This is a genomic window from Kitasatospora sp. NPDC092286, from assembly GCF_044755565.1.
Lineage (GTDB): Bacteria > Actinomycetota > Actinomycetes > Streptomycetales > Streptomycetaceae > Kitasatospora.
Genome location: NZ_JBIVRD010000022.1, coordinates 21,927 through 38,371, shown reverse-complemented (window position 1 = coordinate 38,371; position 16,445 = coordinate 21,927). Strand labels below are relative to the sequence as shown.

Below are 16,445 nucleotides of genomic sequence, written 5' to 3'. Positions count from 1 at the left end.
ACGCGATCGACGAACGCGAACCAATGAGCGCAGAACCTATCCCGGCCCGGCGGCGGCCGAACGGGCGCAGAGGGCGGTGCGGTTGGGCTCGTCGGTCTTGGTGATCAGGCTGGCGATGTGCTTCTCCACGGTGCGCGGGGAGATGTAGAGGCGGTCGGCGATGTCCTTGTTGCTCAGGCGCTCGGCGAGCAGGACGAAGACCTCGTACTCGCGGACGGTGACGCCGAGGGCGCGCAGGTCCTCGGGGATGCGGCTGGTGCCGGTGCGGTGCTGGTGGACGGGTGCGCCGAGGCGGCGCAGGGCGGCGCGGCAGGCGTTGGCGACGGCGGCGACGTCGTGCTGGTGGAAGTGGTGCTCGGCCCGGCGCAGCCAGGCCACCGGCTCGCCCCAGCCGTCGGCGTGGGCGGCGTCGGCGACCAGCCGCAGGCCGAGGTGGAGGGTGGTGGGGTAGGGCTCGGCGGCGCGCAGGGCCTCGGCGACGGCGGCCGCCGCCTCCTGGGGGCGGCCCTCGCGGCCGAGCAGGACGGCGTCGGCGAACAGTACGAACTGGCGGTTCCAGCGCATCCGGCCGGGCGCGGTGGCGGCGGCCTCGTCGTGCCGGGCGCGGCCGGCCCGGCCGTCCAGGCCGTCCAGGACGTCGAGCAGCAGGCCGATCCCGTGCCGGCCGCTGAGGTAGTAGGTGGAGGGGTTGTCCCGTTCGAGTTCGCCGACGGCGTGCAGTTCGCGCCGGGCGGTCTCGCGGTCCTCCTCCATGAGCGCGCAGAACGTCCGGGCGAGGCCGAGGGTCAGCGGTTCCTCCTGGGAGCCGGCGCCGTCCCAGGCGGCGAACGCGGCGAGCGCCTCGTCCATCCCCGCCCGGTCGCCGAGGTGGGCGGCGAGGGTCGCCCGCGCCATCAGGACGTAGCGGACGGCGGGGGCGAGCCGCAGGCGCCGGACGACGGTCAGGCACTCCTCGGCGGCGGCCCGGGCGGCGGCGAACTCGCCGCGCAGGACGGAGTCGAGGATCAGGATGCCGTCGATGGTGTAGACGATGGTGGCCGAGCCGAGCCGCAGGGCCTCGTCGCGGGCCGTGGCCAGTCCGGTGGCGTCGCCGTCGGCGAGCCAGCCGTTGCCGCCGATCCGGGTGAGCGCGTACATCCGCTGGAGCGGCAGCCGGTGGCGTTCGGCGGTGGTCAGGGCCCGTTCCAGCATGGCGTGGGCCTCGGCGGGGTCGCGTTCGCGGGCGACCGAGGCGAGCAGTTCCCAGGCCTGGCAGACGACGGTGGGCAGGTCGTGCCGCTGGGCCGCCTCGACGGCCGAACGGGCCAGCTTCTCGGCCTGCTGGGTGCGGTCGGGGCCCGGGGTGTCCAGCGCGAGGTAGGCGGCGGCGACGTCGACCGGCGCCGAGGCTGCCTCGTCGGGGGACGGGCCGAGGACGGCCCGGGCCCGGGCGATCTGCCGGTTGCCGTCGGCCCAACGGCCCGCGGTGTGGGCGACCTTGGCGAGCCGGGTGTGCAGCGCGGCGAGCCGGGGGGCGCTCAGGCCGGCGCCGCCGAGCGCGTGCAGGTGTTCGGCGAGGTCGAAGGCGCGGGTGAAGTCCCCGGCCTCGGCGAGCGCGGGCAGCAGCGACTCCAGGACCTCGGCCCGGCGGGCGGGGTCGGCGCTGCCGGCCAGCAGCCGTTCGGCGCGGTCCAGCAGGGTGATGGCGGAGCCGATCGCGCCGTCCGCCAGGGCCCGTCGGCCGGCCTCCGCGAACAGCCGGCCCGCCTCGGCGCGTTCGCCGGCCTCGGCGCGCAGCCCGGCGACCAGCGGGCACCATTCGCCGGTGAGTTCGGGGTGCAGGGCCTGGACGGCGTCGGCGGCCCGGCCGGCCAGTTCGGCCCGGGTGCCGGGGGTGAGCTGGGTGAACAGCGCCTCCACGGTGAGCGGGTGGCGGAAGGCGTACCAGTCCGGGGCGGGTTCGTCGGGGACGACCAGCTGGGCGGCGACCCCGGCGTGCAGATGGCTGAGCAGGCTGCGGTCGTCGATGCCGGTCATCCGCTGGAGCACGGTCAGCGGGAAGCGCCGGCCGAGCACGGCGGCGGCGGAGAGCAGGGTCTGGCCCTGCGGGCCGAGCCGGTCGATCCGCCGCAGGATGCCGCGGGCGAGGGCGGTGGAGACGTCGCTGCGCAGGTCGCCGACGACCCGCCAGCCGTCGGTGCCCTGGACCAGCGCGCCGCCGCTGATCATCGACTGGAGCAGTTCCTCGATCAGGAACGGGCTGCCGGTGCTGTCGTCGCAGAGCCGGTCCAGCACCGTCTCCGGGACGCCGTCCGGCTCGGTGCCCAGCTGGGCGGCGATCATGTCGCGGACCTGCGGGCGGGTGAGCGGGGGGAGTTCGATGAGGGTGCCGACGCCGCGTCGGCGGGCCGAGCCGGCCAGGTCGAGGGCGTCGCAGAACTCGGTGCGGATGGTGGCCAGGAGCAGCACGGGCGTGTACTCCAGGTTGTCCACCAGGTACTCGACCACGGCGAGCGTCTCGGGGTCGGCGTCGTGCAGGTCCTCCAGCAGCAGCAGTTGGCCGCGGCCCTTGGCGGCGCCGATGAGCAGCCGCAGGACGGCCTCGCCGAGGATGACCATCGAGCTGTTCTCGTGGTCGCCGGTGTTCCAGTCGGGTATGAGCCGGCCGAGCACCGGCCGGTAGGGGCCGAGGGCCAGGTCGTCCACCGGTTCCCCGCTGCGGAACAGCGACATCAGGGCCTCGGTGAGCGGCCGGAACGGCACGGTGGGCCCGGTGGTGCTGCTGCGGCCGCGCAGGACGCGCATGCCGGAGTCGAAGGCGGTGCCCACGGCCTCGGCCGCGAGGCGGGACTTGCCGATACCCGCCTCCCCGACCAGGAAGACGACGCCGCCGCGCCCCTGCCGCGCGTCGGACAGCGCCTGCTGGAGGGAACGCAACTGTGAGTCACGTCCGACGACATACGGCGCATGGGAACGCATGACCGGTGAGCATAGTTGATGCGGGCCGCTCAACGTCAGACCGCGTGCCGCCCCGGCAGGGACGCGGACGCGGCGGTGCGGGCCCGCTGCCTGCGCGGACCCGCACCGCCGTCGTGACGATCCGTCGTGACGATCCGTCGGGGTGCTCAGATGTGCGGCGCGGAGACCGTGGTGTCCAGGCTGCTGAGGGTGATCACGATGCCGCTGGTCAGCACCATGCCGGCGAGGACGCGGGCGCGGGCGCAGGCGCGGTTGCGGCCCGAGAGGCGGATCCCGCCGGCCGGGTCCTGCTCCTGGCCCTGGACCTGCTCGGCGGCGGCAGCGGTGGCGGCGGTGGCGGCGGTGGCGGTCGGCTTGTTCATGAGGGTGGATCCCTTCTGGTGGCCTTGCGCGGGTACGGGGAGCGGATCGGGGGAGGTGCGGCGGTGCGGCGGAAGGTTCAGCGGGTGGTGCGGTGCGGGCCGCTCGTCGCCCGGGGGGCGTGGTCGAGCAGCAGGACGGAGGGCACGGTCCCGGGGAAGCCCAGCCGGAGCAGGGCGTAGCCGATGCCGGAGAGGCCGGTGAGCAGCCCGGGGGACGGCACGTGGTCGGGGGTCGCGCAGCGGTGGCCCTGCTGCTCGATCAGGCCGAGCACCTCGCCGGTGCGGTGGGTGAGCGCGTCCCGGGCGCCGGGGTGGCCGCGTTCCGCGAGGACGGTCAGCGCCTCCAGCGCGCCGAGGGTGCCGTGGCCGAGGCTCAGGTCGTCGCTCCCGCCGGGGGCGGAGAGCAGGCGGACGCAGTGGTCGAACCCGTCGGCCAGGGCGTCGTCGGCCACCGCGGCGTCGGTCAGGGTGTCCGCCGCGGCGAGCGCGACGCCGGCGAGGCCGGAGTACCAGGAGAGGTCGCCGCCCGCCCCGGCCCGCACCGCGGCGTCCAGCGCGGGGCGCAGCAGCGCGGCCCCGGCGGTGGCGTACGGCCGCCCGTCCGCGCCCGCCTCACCCCGGACGGCGGCGTACCTCAGCAGCGCCCAGCCGGTGCCCGCGTCGCCGTGGGCGAGGCCGGTCGCCCCGGAGCCCGCCCCGGTGAGGGCGAGCAGCCGGTCGGCGAGGCGCCGGGCCTGCTCGGCCGCCCGCTCGGCCACCCGCCGGTCGCCGGTCGTCCGGCAGAGGGGCAGCACGGCGGCGAGCGCGCCGGCGAGGCCGTCGGCCAGACCGGTGACGGGTCCGGTGGCACCGGGCCCGTCGGGCAGGGCGTCGGCGGCGTGGGCGAGGGCGGTCAGCGCGTCGGAGAGGCAGCCGTCGAGCTCGGCCCGGACGCCGTCGCGGTCGCCTTCGCCGCCCAGCAGTTCGGTGAGCCGCAGCAGTGTGTGGACGATGCCGCCCAGCCCGTTCAGGGCGCCGGGCCCGACGGCGGCGCTCAGCTCCGGGTCCGTGACCAGCGCGGAGAGCAGCGTCGGCAGCGGCCGGACCGCCTCCCGGGCCAGCGCGGTGTAGCGCGGGGCCCCGGCGAGCGCGCCGGTCTGGGCCAGGAAGAGCGCCACCCCGCAGTAGCCCTGGGCGAGTCCGCCGCCCATCGGCAGCACCGCCCAGTGCGCCCCGGCCACCCGTTCCAGGCCCAGCCAGTTGGCCCGGCCGTCGCCGTGCACGGCCCGGGCGGTGATCTCGTCGGCGATCCCGCAGGCGGCGGCGAGCAGCCGGGGCGACTCGGGCACGACGGCCGGTACCCGGACCGGGGCCAGCTCCGAACGGGGCCCGGCGTCAGGCGAGTTGGCGCTGGAGACGGCGAGGGTCGCGGAGATGACCCACTCCTGGTCGTGGCGGTCCACCTCGTCCATCGCGGCGATCTTCCCCTGGACGGCGACCAGGCTGGGCACGGGCAGGATCCCGTCCACCCGGACGTCACGGCCGGTCCAGACCGCCGTGCGCCCCGGGCGGTGGAAGAACAGCGGCACGTCCCCGCGCCAGAGTTCGGCGATCTCGTGCTCGATCAGCCGCTGCCGGGCCGGGTCGTCGGCGGACTCCGTCCAGAGCACGGCGAACACCGAGTCCCGGGCCAGCGCGTCGTGCAGCAGGTCGGGGTGGGTGGACTCGTCCAGCAGGGTCGTGTAGAGCCGGGTCGAGCGGACGAGCAGCCGGGCGGGCGTGTGCGCCCAGCGGCCCAGCAGCCCGTCCGTGCCCAGCGCGCCGGCCGCGCCCGGCAGCCCGTCCGTGCAGAGCAGGCCGTCCGTGCCGAGGAGTTCGGCGCGGTGCGCGGTGATCGCGTCGTAGCCGGCCCGGAACCCCTCCAGCAGCGCGGCGCGGTGGTCGGCGTGCCCGGCCGTCCGGCCCTGCGGCAGCGGTTGGTTCTGCCCGGCCGGGCTCTCCACCGGTCCGCGGACGGCCCGCATGGTGTCCGTCCCGGCGTCCTCCCAGCGCAGCCCGTCGCTCGGGTACGCGCCGCTGTCGGCGCGGCCGAGGGCGGAGATGTCCAGCGCGCCGTTCTCGCCGATCAGCAGGTTCGGCAGCAGGCAGGTCCGGTGCACCGAGGCCTCCAGTGCCCCGGCCGCCGGGTCGGCGCCCGCGGTGGTGGCGGCCGGCAGGCCGGTGTGGAACAGGGTCTCGGCGTCCACCAGCACCGGCTGGTCGCCGGAGGCGATGACGTTCTCGTAGTGCATGTCGGCGCCGTCCACCGCGTACAGCAGGGCGAGCAGCGCGCCCTGGCGCCGGTAGAAGCGGTCCGCCGCGGTGACCGAGCCGCACCAGTGGTGCTCGACGAACTCCAGCCAGCCGTACCCGGCGCCGCGCACCGACCGGGGGGTGCGCAGGCCCAGCCCGGCCACCTTGCCGTTGAGCCAGCCGACCGCCTCGTCCAGCAGCGCGTGCTGCCCCAGCGGCCGCGGCTTGTAGACGACGGCGCCGCCGTCCGCGAAGTGCAGCAGCGCGACGGAGCGGTTGCCCTGGTGGGCGTCGCCGCGGCCGAGCTCCAGCCGGACCAGCGCGCCCGGGTCCTCGCCCCGGAAGAGTCCGGCGACCAGCGCGGCGCGGTCGGTGTGGAGGCGCTCCGCCAGTTCCAGCACGGCCTCGGCCGCGTCGGCGGCCGTCCCGCCGAGGATCCGGGCCAGCACCGGGTAGCGGGTGAAGAGCCGGGACAGCCCCGGCCCGGTGCCGAGTTCGGCGGTGAACGCGGCGAACCGCTCCGGCCCGGTGGCCCCGGTGAGCCGGCCCTCGGCGCGGGCCTCGCTCAGCTCGCGGACCAGCGTCCGGGCCGCCCGCCGGACCAGCTGGTGGCCGAGCCGCTGCTCGAACGCGGCCCGGACGGCGGCGTGTTCGCCCTCGGGCAGGGGCAGCCGCGCGGCCACCCCGGCCCAGGCCTGGGTGATCAGCGGGCGCAGCACCGGCAGGAAGACCTCGACGCCCTCGCCGTGCGTCTGTTCGGGCGCCCCCGCGGCCGCCGGGGCACCGGCCACCGTCCGCTCCACGTACCGCGCCCACCGCGGCTTGGCCGACCGGGCGGCCAGGCGGTCGGGCAGTTCGTCCCCGAGCGCGAAGGCCTGCCCGTCGCCGAGGCCCAGGCTCGCCAGCCGGGCGGCGAACCCGGCGCGGTCCCCGGCGGACCACGGCCCGGGGCCGCGGCCCGGGGCCGCGGCCGGCCCGGCCACCGGGAGGCCCGGCGTGGCGAGCCGCTCGCGCAGGGTCAGCCCGCGGGCCCACCACCAGCGCGGCAGGGTCGGGGTCCGGGTGTCGGGGGGAGTGGCGGTGTCAGTCACAGGACCAACGTCCCAGAGCCCCCCACCCCCCACATGGGGGCCGGTTCCCCATATTCTCCCGCCACTACCCAGGAGCCCCCAGGTTTCGCCCACCCGGGGCACCGGCCTCCCGGGGACCGCCCCCACCAGGGCGGGAGCGCCGGGCCACCGGGCGGCGCGGCCGGGCGGCGCCGCCCGCCCCCGCCCGGCCCGGCCCGCCGTCACCGGGGCCGACCCGCCGTCACCAGGCCCGGAGCACCCGGTCGCCGGGGTCCGCCGCCGTCCGGTCCGCACCCCGCGCCCCGGCCGCGGGCAAAGCTGGGGGGCCGCTCCCGATGCCACCCCCACCCGCCGGCCCGCAGTCTCTGTCCAGTACCACCAGCTGTTGCGCAGCACCCCTGCCCCGCTCAGCCCGTACCTGTCCCGCGCACCGCCCCGACCGGGCGGATGACCTTCGGAGGACCCGGTGGGAGAACCCGTACCTGTCAGCGTCGTCGCCCTCGACCCGGTGCTGGAAGCCGGCACCAAGAGCACCCTGTACGCCTGCCCGGACGTGACCGTGACGGAACCGGACACCCCGGGCGCCCCCGGCGGCCCGGCCGCGGAGCCGCGGGTGGTGGTCATGATCGTGGACCGGTTCGCCCGGGCCGAGCTGGACATGCTGCGCGCCACCCGCGACACCGCCGGCCGGCCCGCCGTCGTCCTGGTGGCCAGCGATCTGACGTCCGGTGACGCGCTGCACGCGCTGGCCGCCGGGGCCCGTGCCCTGCTGCGCCGCCGGGAGGCCGACGCGCCCCGGCTGTCCCGCGCGGTGCTGGCCGCCGCCCGCGGCGACTGCGCCCTCCCCCCGGACCTGCTCGACCAGTTGCTCAACCGCTCCGGCGCCGCCGGTGACGCCCCCGGGTGGGCGGCGGCGGGCCTGTCCGAGCGCGAGCGCTCCGTGCTGAGCATGGTCGCCGACGGCCACGAGACCAGCGAGATCGCCCAGCGACTCGCCTACTCCCAGAGAACCGTGACCACCGTCGTGCACGACATCACCCAGCGGTTCCGGCTGCGCAACCGTGCCCACGCGGTCGCCTACGCGCTGCGGGCGGGCCTGCTGTGAGCGCCTTCCTCGCCGAACGTGCCCCGCAGGCCCCGGCCCCGCGCGCCCATGTGCTCGCCGGCCCGGCCGCGCCCCGGCTCACCTCGATGCTCGGCCACGCCGGGATCGCCACCTCCCCGCACCCGGGCAGCGGCACCGTCACGGTGGCCGCCGCGCCCAGCGTCGAGGAGGCCGTCCGGACCGGCGCGGCCACCGACCGCCCGCAGCTGCTGGTCTGCGACACGGTGACGCCCGCCGGCCTGCGGCTGGCCCTGCACGTCGGCGTCGCCGCCGTCCTGCGCTCGGCCGGCCTCACCCCGCCCCACCTCGCCGCCGCCGTGCACGGCGCCCACCACGGCGACGGCCGGATGCCGTACGCGGCCCTCGCCCAGCTGCTCACCGACGCCGTCTCCCCCGCCGTCCGGCCCGCGGCCCCGCCGGCCGCGCCGGCCCCGCTCACCGCGCGCCAGACCGCGGTGCTCGACCTGATGGCCGAGGGCCACGGCAACGCGGTGATCGCCCGGACGCTCCGCTGCTCCGAACACACCGTCAAGAACGTCATCTACGAACTGATGGCCCGGCTCCAGGCCCGCAACCGCGCCCACGCGGTCGCCCACGCCGTCCGCCTCGGCCTGATCTGACCCGATCCAGCCGATCCCGATCCTCTCCCCGGAGCCCCCCATGACCGCCCCCGCCCTCGCCCTCGGCTCCCCCGCCGCCGCTCCCACCCGCCCGCGGACCTCGCGCCCGCGCCGCATCCTGATGTGCCGCCCCGAGTTCTTCGAGGTGAGCTATGCGATCAACCCCTGGATGAACCCCGACCGGCCGGTCGACACCGACCTCGCGACGGCCCAGTGGGAGCGCCTGCGCGCCCTCTACACCGAGGCCGGCCACACCGTGGAGCTGATCGACCCGGTCCCCGGCCTGCCCGACATGGTCTACGCGGCGAACGGCGCCACCGTCATCGACGGCAAGGTCCTCGGTGCCCGGTTCCGCAACCCCGAACGCGCCGCCGAGGGCCCCGCCTACCTCGACTGGTTCCGCGACCGCGGCTTCACCGAGACCCGCGACCCGAGACACGTCAACGAGGGCGCGGGCGACTTCCTCGCCACCGACAGCTGGATCCTGGCCGGCCACGGCTTCCGCAGCTCCCCCGAATCCCACCGCGAGGCCCAGGAGTTCTTCGGCCGCCCGGTCCTCGGCCTGGAGCTCACCGACCCCCGCTACTACCATCTCGACACCGCCCTCGCCGTCCTCGACGGCGACGAGATCATGTACAATCCGGCCGCCTTCTCCCCCGCCGCCCGGGCCCTGCTGGACCGCACCTTCCCCGACGCCCTCCTCGCCACCCCCGAGGACGCCGCCGTCTTCGGCCTCAACGCCTTCAGCGACGGCCGCAACGTCTACCTCCCCGAACCCGCCCACCACCTCGCCGCCCGGCTGCGCGCCCGCGGCTTCCGCCCCCGCCCGGTCGACCTCTCCGAACTCCTCAAGGGCGGCGGCAGCATCAAGTGCTGCACCTTGGAGCTGCGCCCCTGACGGGTGCCGCGCACTGCCGGTGTCGCTGCGCTTCCTTCTCTGCCCGGCGGCGGCCCCGGCGGGCACCATCGAGGTACTCGAACAGAACGCCAACAAGCGTACGGAGGACCGGAGATGACCGACGAGAGAGGTCACCGCGCGGTGCGCGGCGGCGAGCCGAGGCACTCGACCCGGCAGGGGCACTGCGACGCGCGGCACACGCGGCCGCGGCGGCGCCCGCTCGGTCTCCGCCGGTCCACCGCGCACGTCTGACCCCGGGAGGAAACGACCATGCGGACCACCACTCTTCCCGAGCTCTGGGACCCGACGACGTTCGACGCGCTGCGCCGCCGGCTGATCCCGTCCTTCGACCTGCTGTACGGCAGCGCGGCCGGCGCGGTCGCGCTGACCGTCGCCGAACGGCCCCGGATCCTGGACCTCGGCGCGGGCACCGGACTGCTCAGCGCGGCCGTGCTCGACCGGATCCCCGGTGCCGAGCTGCTGCTGGTGGACCACTCGGCCGGGATGCTCGGCCAGGCGGTCGACCGGTTCCGCGGCAACCCGCGGATCGCCACCCTGGTCGGAGAGTTGACCGCCGCGCTGCCGGACGGGCCGTTCGACGCCGTCGTCTCGGGCCTGGCGATCCACCACCTCCCGCACGAGGAGAAACGGGACCTCTTCGCCCGGATCCACCGGGTGCTGGCGCCCGGCGGGGTGTTCGTCAACGTGGAGCAGCTGCTCGCGCCGAGTCCGCGCCTGGAGCCGATGTACGACCACCGGCACGAGGCCCATGTGCACGCGTCGGGCACCCCGGCGGAGGAGTGGGCCGCGGGGCGCCGGCGGATGGCGTACGACATCTGCGCCGATCTGGACTCGCAGCTGACGTGGCTGCGGGAGGCCGGGTTCCAGCAGGTCGACTGCCTGGCCAAGGACTGGCGGTTCGCCACCTACGCGGGCTGGCGGGCACTGTGACCGCCGCCGGGCCCGAGGGCCTCTACCAGGCCGTGCGCGCCGTCGCGGACCGCCGTCCCGACGCGTGCGCGATCCAGCGGACCGACGGCGGTACGGCCGGCTACGCCGAACTCCTCGGCCTGGCCGACCGGATCGCCGGCGGGCTGGCCGAGCGCGGCGTCCGGGCCGGCGACTGCGTGGCCTACGCGCTGCGCGGCGGCATCGGCTACGTGGCGCTGATCCTGGCCACCGCCCGGCTGGGCGCCCACTACGTCCCGCTGCTGACCGGCTTCTCCGAGCCGGAGGCCAAGGAGGCACTGCGGCTCACCCGGCCGGTCCTCCTGGTCACCGACCCCGCCACCCCTGCCGACACCACCGCCCCCGCCCGCCGCGCCGTTCCGGCGGACGCCCCGGCCGCCGTCCCGCTCGACCGGCTGGCGTCCGCCGAACCGCTCGCGGACGACACCCCCGCCCACACCGGAGTCTTCCGGGTGCTCTGGTCCTCCGGCTCCACCGGCTTCCCCAAGGGGATCGCCTGGCGCCAGGACACGTTCGTCCGGGAGCGGCGGCGCTGGATCGCCGACACCGCGATCCGGGACACCGACGTGGTCTTCTGCCGACACACCCTGGACGTCGCCCACGCCACCGACCTGCATGTCTTCGCCGCGCTGCTCTCCGGCGCCCGGCTGGTGCTCGCCGACCCGGACGCCCCGCCCAGGGTGCTGCTGCACCAGCTCGTGCGGTACCGGGCCACCGTGATGAGCGCGCTCCCCCGGCACTACGAGGAGCTGGCGGACGCCGCCGCCCCCGGCACGGACCTGGCCGGGATCCGGCGGGCGCTCTGCGGCGGGGCGTATCTGAGCCCGGCCGTGACCCGACGGGCCAGGGAGACCCTGGGGCTGAGGATCCGCGAGATCTACGGCTCCACCGAGTTCGGCCTCGCGCTGGGCGACATGGCGGACGGCCCGGCGGGCGACGGTCTCGCCCCGGTGGCCAGGGTCGGCGTCCGGATCGCCCCGCTGCCCGGCGCCCCCGGCACGAGCGGCACACCCGACACCGGCGAGCTGGTGCTCCGCTCGGACTGCACCAGCGAGGGCTATCTGGAGCAGGACGCGGCCAACGCCCGGACGTTCCGCGCCCCCGAGTTCTGGACCGGCGACATGGCGCACCGCACCGCCGACGGCCGCTACCGGATCCTCGGCCGGCTGACCGACGCCCTGGCCACCCCGGCCGGCCCGGTGCTCGCGCCGGTGCTGGACGAGGAGATCGAGGCCACCGGGGCCGTCGCCGAGGCGGTGAGCCTGCCGCTGCACCCCGGCGCCTACCGGAACGAGGTGCTGGTCGCGGTCCGGCCGCGCGGCAGCGTGGCCGAGGCCTCCACCGCCGCCCGCGCGGTGCTGCGCCGGCACGGTCTGCACGGCCGCGTCGAGCCGGTCGACGCGGTGCCGCGGACCGAGGTCGGCAAGGTCGACAAGCCGTCCCTGCGCGCGCGGCTGGGGCTGACATGACCGGGTACGAGCCGCACGGCACGGGGACCCCGCTGGTCCTCGTCCCCGGACTGGCCGCCACCGGGCGGTTCTTCGCCCCGGTCGCCGGGGAACTGGCCGCCGGGCACCGGGTGGTGACGGTCGAGCTGCCCCGGCACGGGCCGGCCACCGTCCGGCGGGCGGCCCAGGAGCTGGCCGACGTGGTCGACCGGCTCGACCTGCGCGGGGCGGTGCTGCTCGGCTGGTCGCTCGGCGCCACCGTCGCCTACGAGTACCTGGACCGCTTCGGCGCCGGGCGGATCTCCGCGCTGGTCTCGGTCGAGCAGTCGCCCCGGCTGACGGTCGGGCCCGGCTGGCCGCACGCGGCCTTCGGCGGGCTGGACCCGGCCGGTGTCGAGCGGCTGCGGACGACCGCCCTGACCGACCCGGCCGCCTTCGCCGACAGCCTGGTCCGGGGCTCGTTCGCGGCCGGCACCGAACCGGACGAGGCGCTGGTCGCCGAGCTGACCGCCGAGGCGCTGCGCTGGAGCCCGGAGGCCTGCGCCACCCTGTTCGCCGACGCGGCCGGGCTGGACTTCCGGGCCGGGCTCGCCGCCGTCACCGTCCCGACCCTGCTGGTCCACGGCGCGCGGAGCCGGGTCTACCCCACGGACGTCGGCCGGTGGCTGGCCGGCACCGTCCCCGGGGCCGAGCTGCGGGTCTTCGCCGACAGCGGCCACCTGCCCTTCGTCGAGCAGCCGGACGACTTCGTCCGCACGGTCACCGACTTCATCGCGAGGAGTGTCAGCCATGCCTGAGAGCACCGTGCGCCGCGTCTGCTGGATCTACCCCGAACGCGCCAGCGCCCACCAGCGCGCCTACGAGGACCGCGCGGTCTGGGACACCCTGCGGTCGCTGGCCAAGAACCTGTCACTGGAGCTGAGCCTGCACAAGCCCGAGGACGTCTCGGTGGACGCCACCGACCCGGCCCGGCCGAAGGTCTACCTGAAGGGCGAGCGGGTCACGCCCGAGGACACGGTCTTCGTCACCATGCTGTGGTCGCTGCCGCACCAGACCCAGGACGTGGCCAACCAGCTCTTCCTCTACACCGTCCTGGAGCGGCTCGGCTTCTACCTGCCGATGCCGCCACGGCTGAGCTACATCGTCGCGGACAAGATGGCCACCGTGCTGCACCTGGCCGGCAGCCCGATCCCGCCGATGCCCACCGTGAAGATCGGCACCGGCCGGGACGCGATGACCGGCCACTACGACCCCGCGTTGGACGCGCTGGACTTCCCGGTGCTCGTCAAACCGGCGAACTGGGCGATGGGGCTGGGCGTCTCCGTCGTGCACAACGTGCACGACCTGCGCGGGGTGATCGGCCTGGCCGGCGGCTCGGAGACCGCGCTGGTCGCCCAGCCGTACATCGCGAACCCGCGCGAGACCAGGGTCTACGTGGTCGAGGGGCAGGTCCGCGCCGTCCTGAGCGGGTGGAAGGAGGGCTACTGCGGGATGGTCAACCGGACCATCGGCGCCAAGCGCCAGTGGGCCTACGCGGAGCTGCCGGAGCGGATGCTGAGCACCATCGCGTATGTCGCCGAGCGGCTGCCGACCCCGTACTTCACGGTGGACTTCATCTCCGACGGCGAGCGGGAGTGGCTCTCCGAGGTCGAGTTCGACGGCGGGGCCGCGTTCGGCCTGGACGAGGAGTCGGACCGGGTCGCCGCCGAGATGGTCGAGGACCGGTTCCGGGCCTACCTCGCGGGCCACGCGGCCAGGACGGCGGTGGCGTCGTGACCATCGGCGAGCTGCCCTGGGAGCGGGTGCTGGACCAGGCCCGCGAGCTGGAGCAGCACGGCGGGGCGCCGGTGCCGGCGACCGCCGGGAGCCTGGCGGACCTCGTGGTGACCGGCCCGGCCGAGATCTTCGAGGTCTCCCGCCGGCTGACCGCGCCCACCGGATCGATCGTCCTGTCCAGCGGCGGCACCACCGGCCCGCCCAAGATCACCTATGTGTCGTACGACCAGGCGGTCGGCCGGCTGCTCCGCGAGTGGCGTCCGCTGCGGCCCGAGAGCGTCCTGCTGAACCTGTTCACCCCGGGCCGGATGTGGGCCTCGCACTACTACATGCAGGCCCTCGCCGAGCGCAGTGGCTGCCGGGTGGTGCCCAGCGGACCGCTGGAGGCGGGTGAACTCGCCTACTGGCTCGACGCGTTCGAGAGCCTCGGGGTGGACGCGGTGGCGGCCACGCCGAGCGCGCTGACCGACCTGGCGCAGGCCGTGCTCGACGCGGGCCGGAGCCTGCCGCTGCGCACCGTGATCTGGATGGCGGAGCCGTGGACGGAGGCCGCGGAGAAGACGGTGCGCGCCGCCTTCCCCGAGGCCGGGTTCTGGGGCAACTACGGCGCGGTGGAGACCTATGTGATCGCCACCAACACACCGGCCTGCGACCTGCGGACGCTCCATCTGATGCCGGATCAGATCATCGAACCCGACGACGAGGGAGCCCTGTTGAGCCGGGCCGGCGAGGGCTGGACGGTCCCGGTGACCCGCTACCGGCTGGGCGACCGGCTGGCCCCGGCACACTGCCGGTGCGGGCGGCCCGACGGCCTGCGGGTGCTCGGCCGCGCCGACGACACGTTCAAGCTGCACGGCAGCCTGCTGGCCATCGGCGACCTGATCGAACTGGCCACGGCGCTGCCCGGGGTGGCGCAGGCCCAGCTCGAACTGGTCCGCGAGGAGGAGTCCTGGCACGGGGTGCGCCGGCTGGCGGTGCACTTCACCGGCACCGCCGAGCCGGCCGCGCTGCGGCAGCACCTGCTGGACGGGTCCGCCCGGCTGTTCGGCATCGCCCTGCACCACCCGGAGGCGCTGGCGGTCGCCCGCGTCGACCGGCTGACCCGGGTCGAGCGCACCGGCAAGGTGCCGCCGATGATCTGGCGGCAGCCGTGACGACCGCCGTCCGGGGCCGGCCCTGGGCCGTCCTGACCGTGGTCTCGGTGGCCTTCTTCCTGGCGCAGCTGGACGCGCTGGTGGTCACCGTCGCGATCCCGCGGATCCGCGAGCAGCTCGGCGCCTCGCTCGGCGAGGCGGTCTGGGCGCTCAGCGGCTACCTCCTCGCGCTGGCCGCCGGGCTGATCACCGGCGGGCGGCTGGGCGACCAGTTCGGGCACCGCCGGGTCTTCCTGACCGGGCTGGCGGTCTTCACCGTCGCCAGCCTGGCCTGCGGGGCGGCCCGGTCGCCGGGCCAGCTGATCGCGGCCCGGGTGCTCCAGGGCGTCGGCGCGGCCCTGTTCTCCCCGCAGACCATGGCGATGCTGGTGCGGCACTTCCCGGCCGAGCGCCGCGGTACGGCCTTCGGGGTCCGGGGCGCGGTCGGCGGCGTCGCCGCGGTGGCGGCACCGGTGGTGGGCGGCGTGCTGGTCGGCGCGCTCGACTGGCGGTGGGTCTTCCTGGTGAACGTCCCGGTCGGGGTGGCCGCGATGGTGCTGGGGCGGCTGGCGATCCCGGACGCCCGGCCGACCGGCGGGCAGCGGCCGGACCTGCCGGGGGCGGCGCTCGCGGCGGCCGCGCTGCTCTGCCTGAGCTTCGCGGTCACCCAGGGCGCGCAGTACCGGTGGAGCGGCTGGATCTGGGCGCTGTTCGCGGCCGGGGCCGCGCTGTCGGCCGGCTTCGTGGCGCAGCAGCGGCGACGGCAGGAGCACGCGCCCCTGGTGCCGTTCGCGCTCTTCGCCGACCGGGCCTTCACCCGGATGACCGCCTGCGGGGCGGTCGTCGCCACCACGGTGACCGGGCTGGTGGTGCTGCTGTCGATCTACTTCCAGTCGGTGGCGGGCTACGGCGCGCTGCTGGCCGGGCTGGTCCTGGTGCCGGCCTCGGCCTGTTCGATGCTCCTCAATCCGGTGGCCGGCCGGCTCTCGGGCAGGGTCGAGGGCAGGCTGCTGGTGCTCGGCGGGCTCGGCGCGACCGTGGCGGGCATGCTGTGGGCCGCCGCCGCGATGCGCACCGGCGCGCGGTGGCCGGAGTTCGTGGCACCGATGTGCGTGATCGGGGCCGGCAACGCCTTCCTGCTCACGCCGCTGGTGACCGCCGCACTGCACGACGTGCCCGCCCGGCTGAGCGGAGCCGCCTCCGGGGTGCTCGGCACGGCCATGCAGGTCGGTTCGATGGCCGGCGCCGCCGTCGTCGGACCGCTCGTCCGGACCACGCCGTCCGCCGGTTCGGTACGGCTCGCGCTGGTCCTCCTCGCCTCCGCGGCGTCCGTCGGCGGGCTGGCCTTCCTGGCCGCCCGGACGACGCCGCGGGTCCTCGTCGGCAGCGGATCCCCGGAGAGGGGGTGAACACCATGAAGAAGCGCACCGTCCAGAACGACAGCACCGCCGAGAGCGGCCGCTGGATGATCCACGCGGCCCCGGCCGCCCAGCGGTGAGACCGGCAAGGCCCGGCCACCCGCACCACGCCGCGGGTCCCGGTCCGCGGCGGATCCCCGGAGAGGGGGTGAATCCGATGAAGAAGCGCACCGTCCAGAGCGACGACAGCACCGCCGAGAGCGGCCGCTGGATGATCATGGCCGCCCCGGCCGCCCAGCGGTGACACCGGCAAGGCCCGGCCACCCGCACCACGCCGCCGGCCCCGGTCCGCGGCGGATCCCCGGAAAGGAGGTGAACACCATGAAGAAGCGCACCGTCCAGAACGACAGCACCGCCGAGAGCGGCCGCTGGATGATCCACGCGGCCCCGGCCGCCCAGCGATGACACGAACGAACC

The 16,445-nt window shown here is 76.1% G+C and carries 12 protein-coding genes; 9 read left to right on the top strand and 3 right to left on the bottom strand.

Features of this window, described 5'->3' with window-relative positions; genetic code table 11:
• Positions 1 to 36: 36 nt before the first annotated feature.
• The 3 genes from ACIQIB_RS22545 to ACIQIB_RS22535 form a co-directional block, all read right to left on the bottom strand.
• Positions 37 to 2,958, bottom strand: coding sequence for an AAA family ATPase (locus ACIQIB_RS22545; protein WP_400760047.1), 2,922 nt, complete (start codon positions 2,956 to 2,958; stop codon positions 37 to 39).
• A gap of 146 nt (positions 2,959 to 3,104) precedes the next feature.
• Positions 3,105 to 3,320: a hypothetical protein gene (locus ACIQIB_RS22540; RefSeq protein WP_400760044.1), complete on the bottom strand. Its 216-nt coding sequence runs from the start codon at positions 3,318 to 3,320 to the stop codon at positions 3,105 to 3,107.
• Between the two features lie 77 nt (positions 3,321 to 3,397).
• Entirely contained in the window at positions 3,398 to 6,682 is a 3,285-nt protein-coding gene (locus ACIQIB_RS22535; RefSeq protein ID WP_400760042.1) for a type 2 lanthipeptide synthetase LanM family protein, read from the bottom strand.
• A gap of 445 nt (positions 6,683 to 7,127) precedes the next feature.
• On the opposite strand from ACIQIB_RS22535, the gene ACIQIB_RS22530 reads away from it, so the two are divergent.
• The 9 genes from ACIQIB_RS22530 (at position 7,128) to ACIQIB_RS22490 (ending at position 16,019) form a co-directional block, all read left to right on the top strand.
• Positions 7,128 to 7,766, top strand: a complete 639-nt coding sequence (locus ACIQIB_RS22530; protein WP_400760039.1) for a LuxR C-terminal-related transcriptional regulator — start codon at positions 7,128 to 7,130, stop codon at positions 7,764 to 7,766.
• A complete protein-coding gene (locus ACIQIB_RS22525) occupies positions 7,763 to 8,386 on the top strand; it encodes a response regulator transcription factor (protein ID WP_400760036.1) in 624 nt (207 codons plus the stop codon). The genes ACIQIB_RS22530 and ACIQIB_RS22525 overlap by 4 nt, the downstream gene beginning before the upstream one ends.
• A gap of 40 nt (positions 8,387 to 8,426) precedes the next feature.
• A complete protein-coding gene (gene ddaH, locus ACIQIB_RS22520; protein WP_400760034.1) occupies positions 8,427 to 9,284 on the top strand; it encodes a dimethylargininase in 858 nt (285 codons plus the stop codon).
• Positions 9,285 to 9,554: 270 nt separating this feature from the next.
• Entirely contained in the window at positions 9,555 to 10,235 is a 681-nt protein-coding gene (locus ACIQIB_RS22515) for a class I SAM-dependent methyltransferase (protein ID WP_400760031.1), read from the top strand.
• The gene (locus ACIQIB_RS22510; RefSeq protein ID WP_400760028.1) at positions 10,232 to 11,722 is read left to right on the top strand and encodes a class I adenylate-forming enzyme family protein; all 1,491 of its coding nucleotides are present in this window, start codon (positions 10,232 to 10,234) and stop codon (positions 11,720 to 11,722) included. The genes ACIQIB_RS22515 and ACIQIB_RS22510 overlap by 4 nt, the downstream gene beginning before the upstream one ends.
• Positions 11,719 to 12,498: an alpha/beta fold hydrolase gene (locus ACIQIB_RS22505; protein WP_400760025.1), complete on the top strand. Its 780-nt coding sequence runs from the start codon at positions 11,719 to 11,721 to the stop codon at positions 12,496 to 12,498. Before ACIQIB_RS22510 ends, ACIQIB_RS22505 begins: the two co-directional genes overlap by 4 nt.
• Complete coding sequence (locus ACIQIB_RS22500) at positions 12,491 to 13,477, top strand: hypothetical protein (RefSeq protein ID WP_363604230.1); 987 nt, start codon at positions 12,491 to 12,493, stop codon at positions 13,475 to 13,477. Before ACIQIB_RS22505 ends, ACIQIB_RS22500 begins: the two co-directional genes overlap by 8 nt.
• Positions 13,474 to 14,631: an AMP-binding protein gene (locus ACIQIB_RS22495; RefSeq protein WP_400760023.1), complete on the top strand. Its 1,158-nt coding sequence runs from the start codon at positions 13,474 to 13,476 to the stop codon at positions 14,629 to 14,631. Before ACIQIB_RS22500 ends, ACIQIB_RS22495 begins: the two co-directional genes overlap by 4 nt.
• On the top strand, positions 14,628 to 16,019 hold the full coding sequence (locus ACIQIB_RS22490) for a DHA2 family efflux MFS transporter permease subunit (RefSeq protein WP_400760021.1): 1,392 nt from the start codon (positions 14,628 to 14,630) through the stop codon (positions 16,017 to 16,019). The genes ACIQIB_RS22495 and ACIQIB_RS22490 overlap by 4 nt, the downstream gene beginning before the upstream one ends.
• Positions 16,020 to 16,445: the final 426 nt, after the last annotated feature.

What these genes read in the sequence shown, in the direction of transcription:
- ACIQIB_RS22545 (WP_400760047.1), bottom strand. Translation starts at nt 2,958, where the DNA reads ATGCGTTCCCATGCGCCGTATGTCGTCGGACGTGACTCACAGTTGCGT.
- ACIQIB_RS22540 (WP_400760044.1), bottom strand. Translation starts at nt 3,320, where the DNA reads ATGAACAAGCCGACCGCCACCGCCGCCACCGCCGCCACCGCTGCCGCC.
- ddaH (WP_400760034.1), top strand. Translation starts at nt 8,427, where the DNA reads ATGACCGCCCCCGCCCTCGCCCTCGGCTCCCCCGCCGCCGCTCCCACC.
- ACIQIB_RS22515 (WP_400760031.1), top strand. Translation starts at nt 9,555, where the DNA reads ATGCGGACCACCACTCTTCCCGAGCTCTGGGACCCGACGACGTTCGAC.
- ACIQIB_RS22505 (WP_400760025.1), top strand. Translation starts at nt 11,719, where the DNA reads ATGACCGGGTACGAGCCGCACGGCACGGGGACCCCGCTGGTCCTCGTC.
- ACIQIB_RS22500 (WP_363604230.1), top strand. Translation starts at nt 12,491, where the DNA reads ATGCCTGAGAGCACCGTGCGCCGCGTCTGCTGGATCTACCCCGAACGC.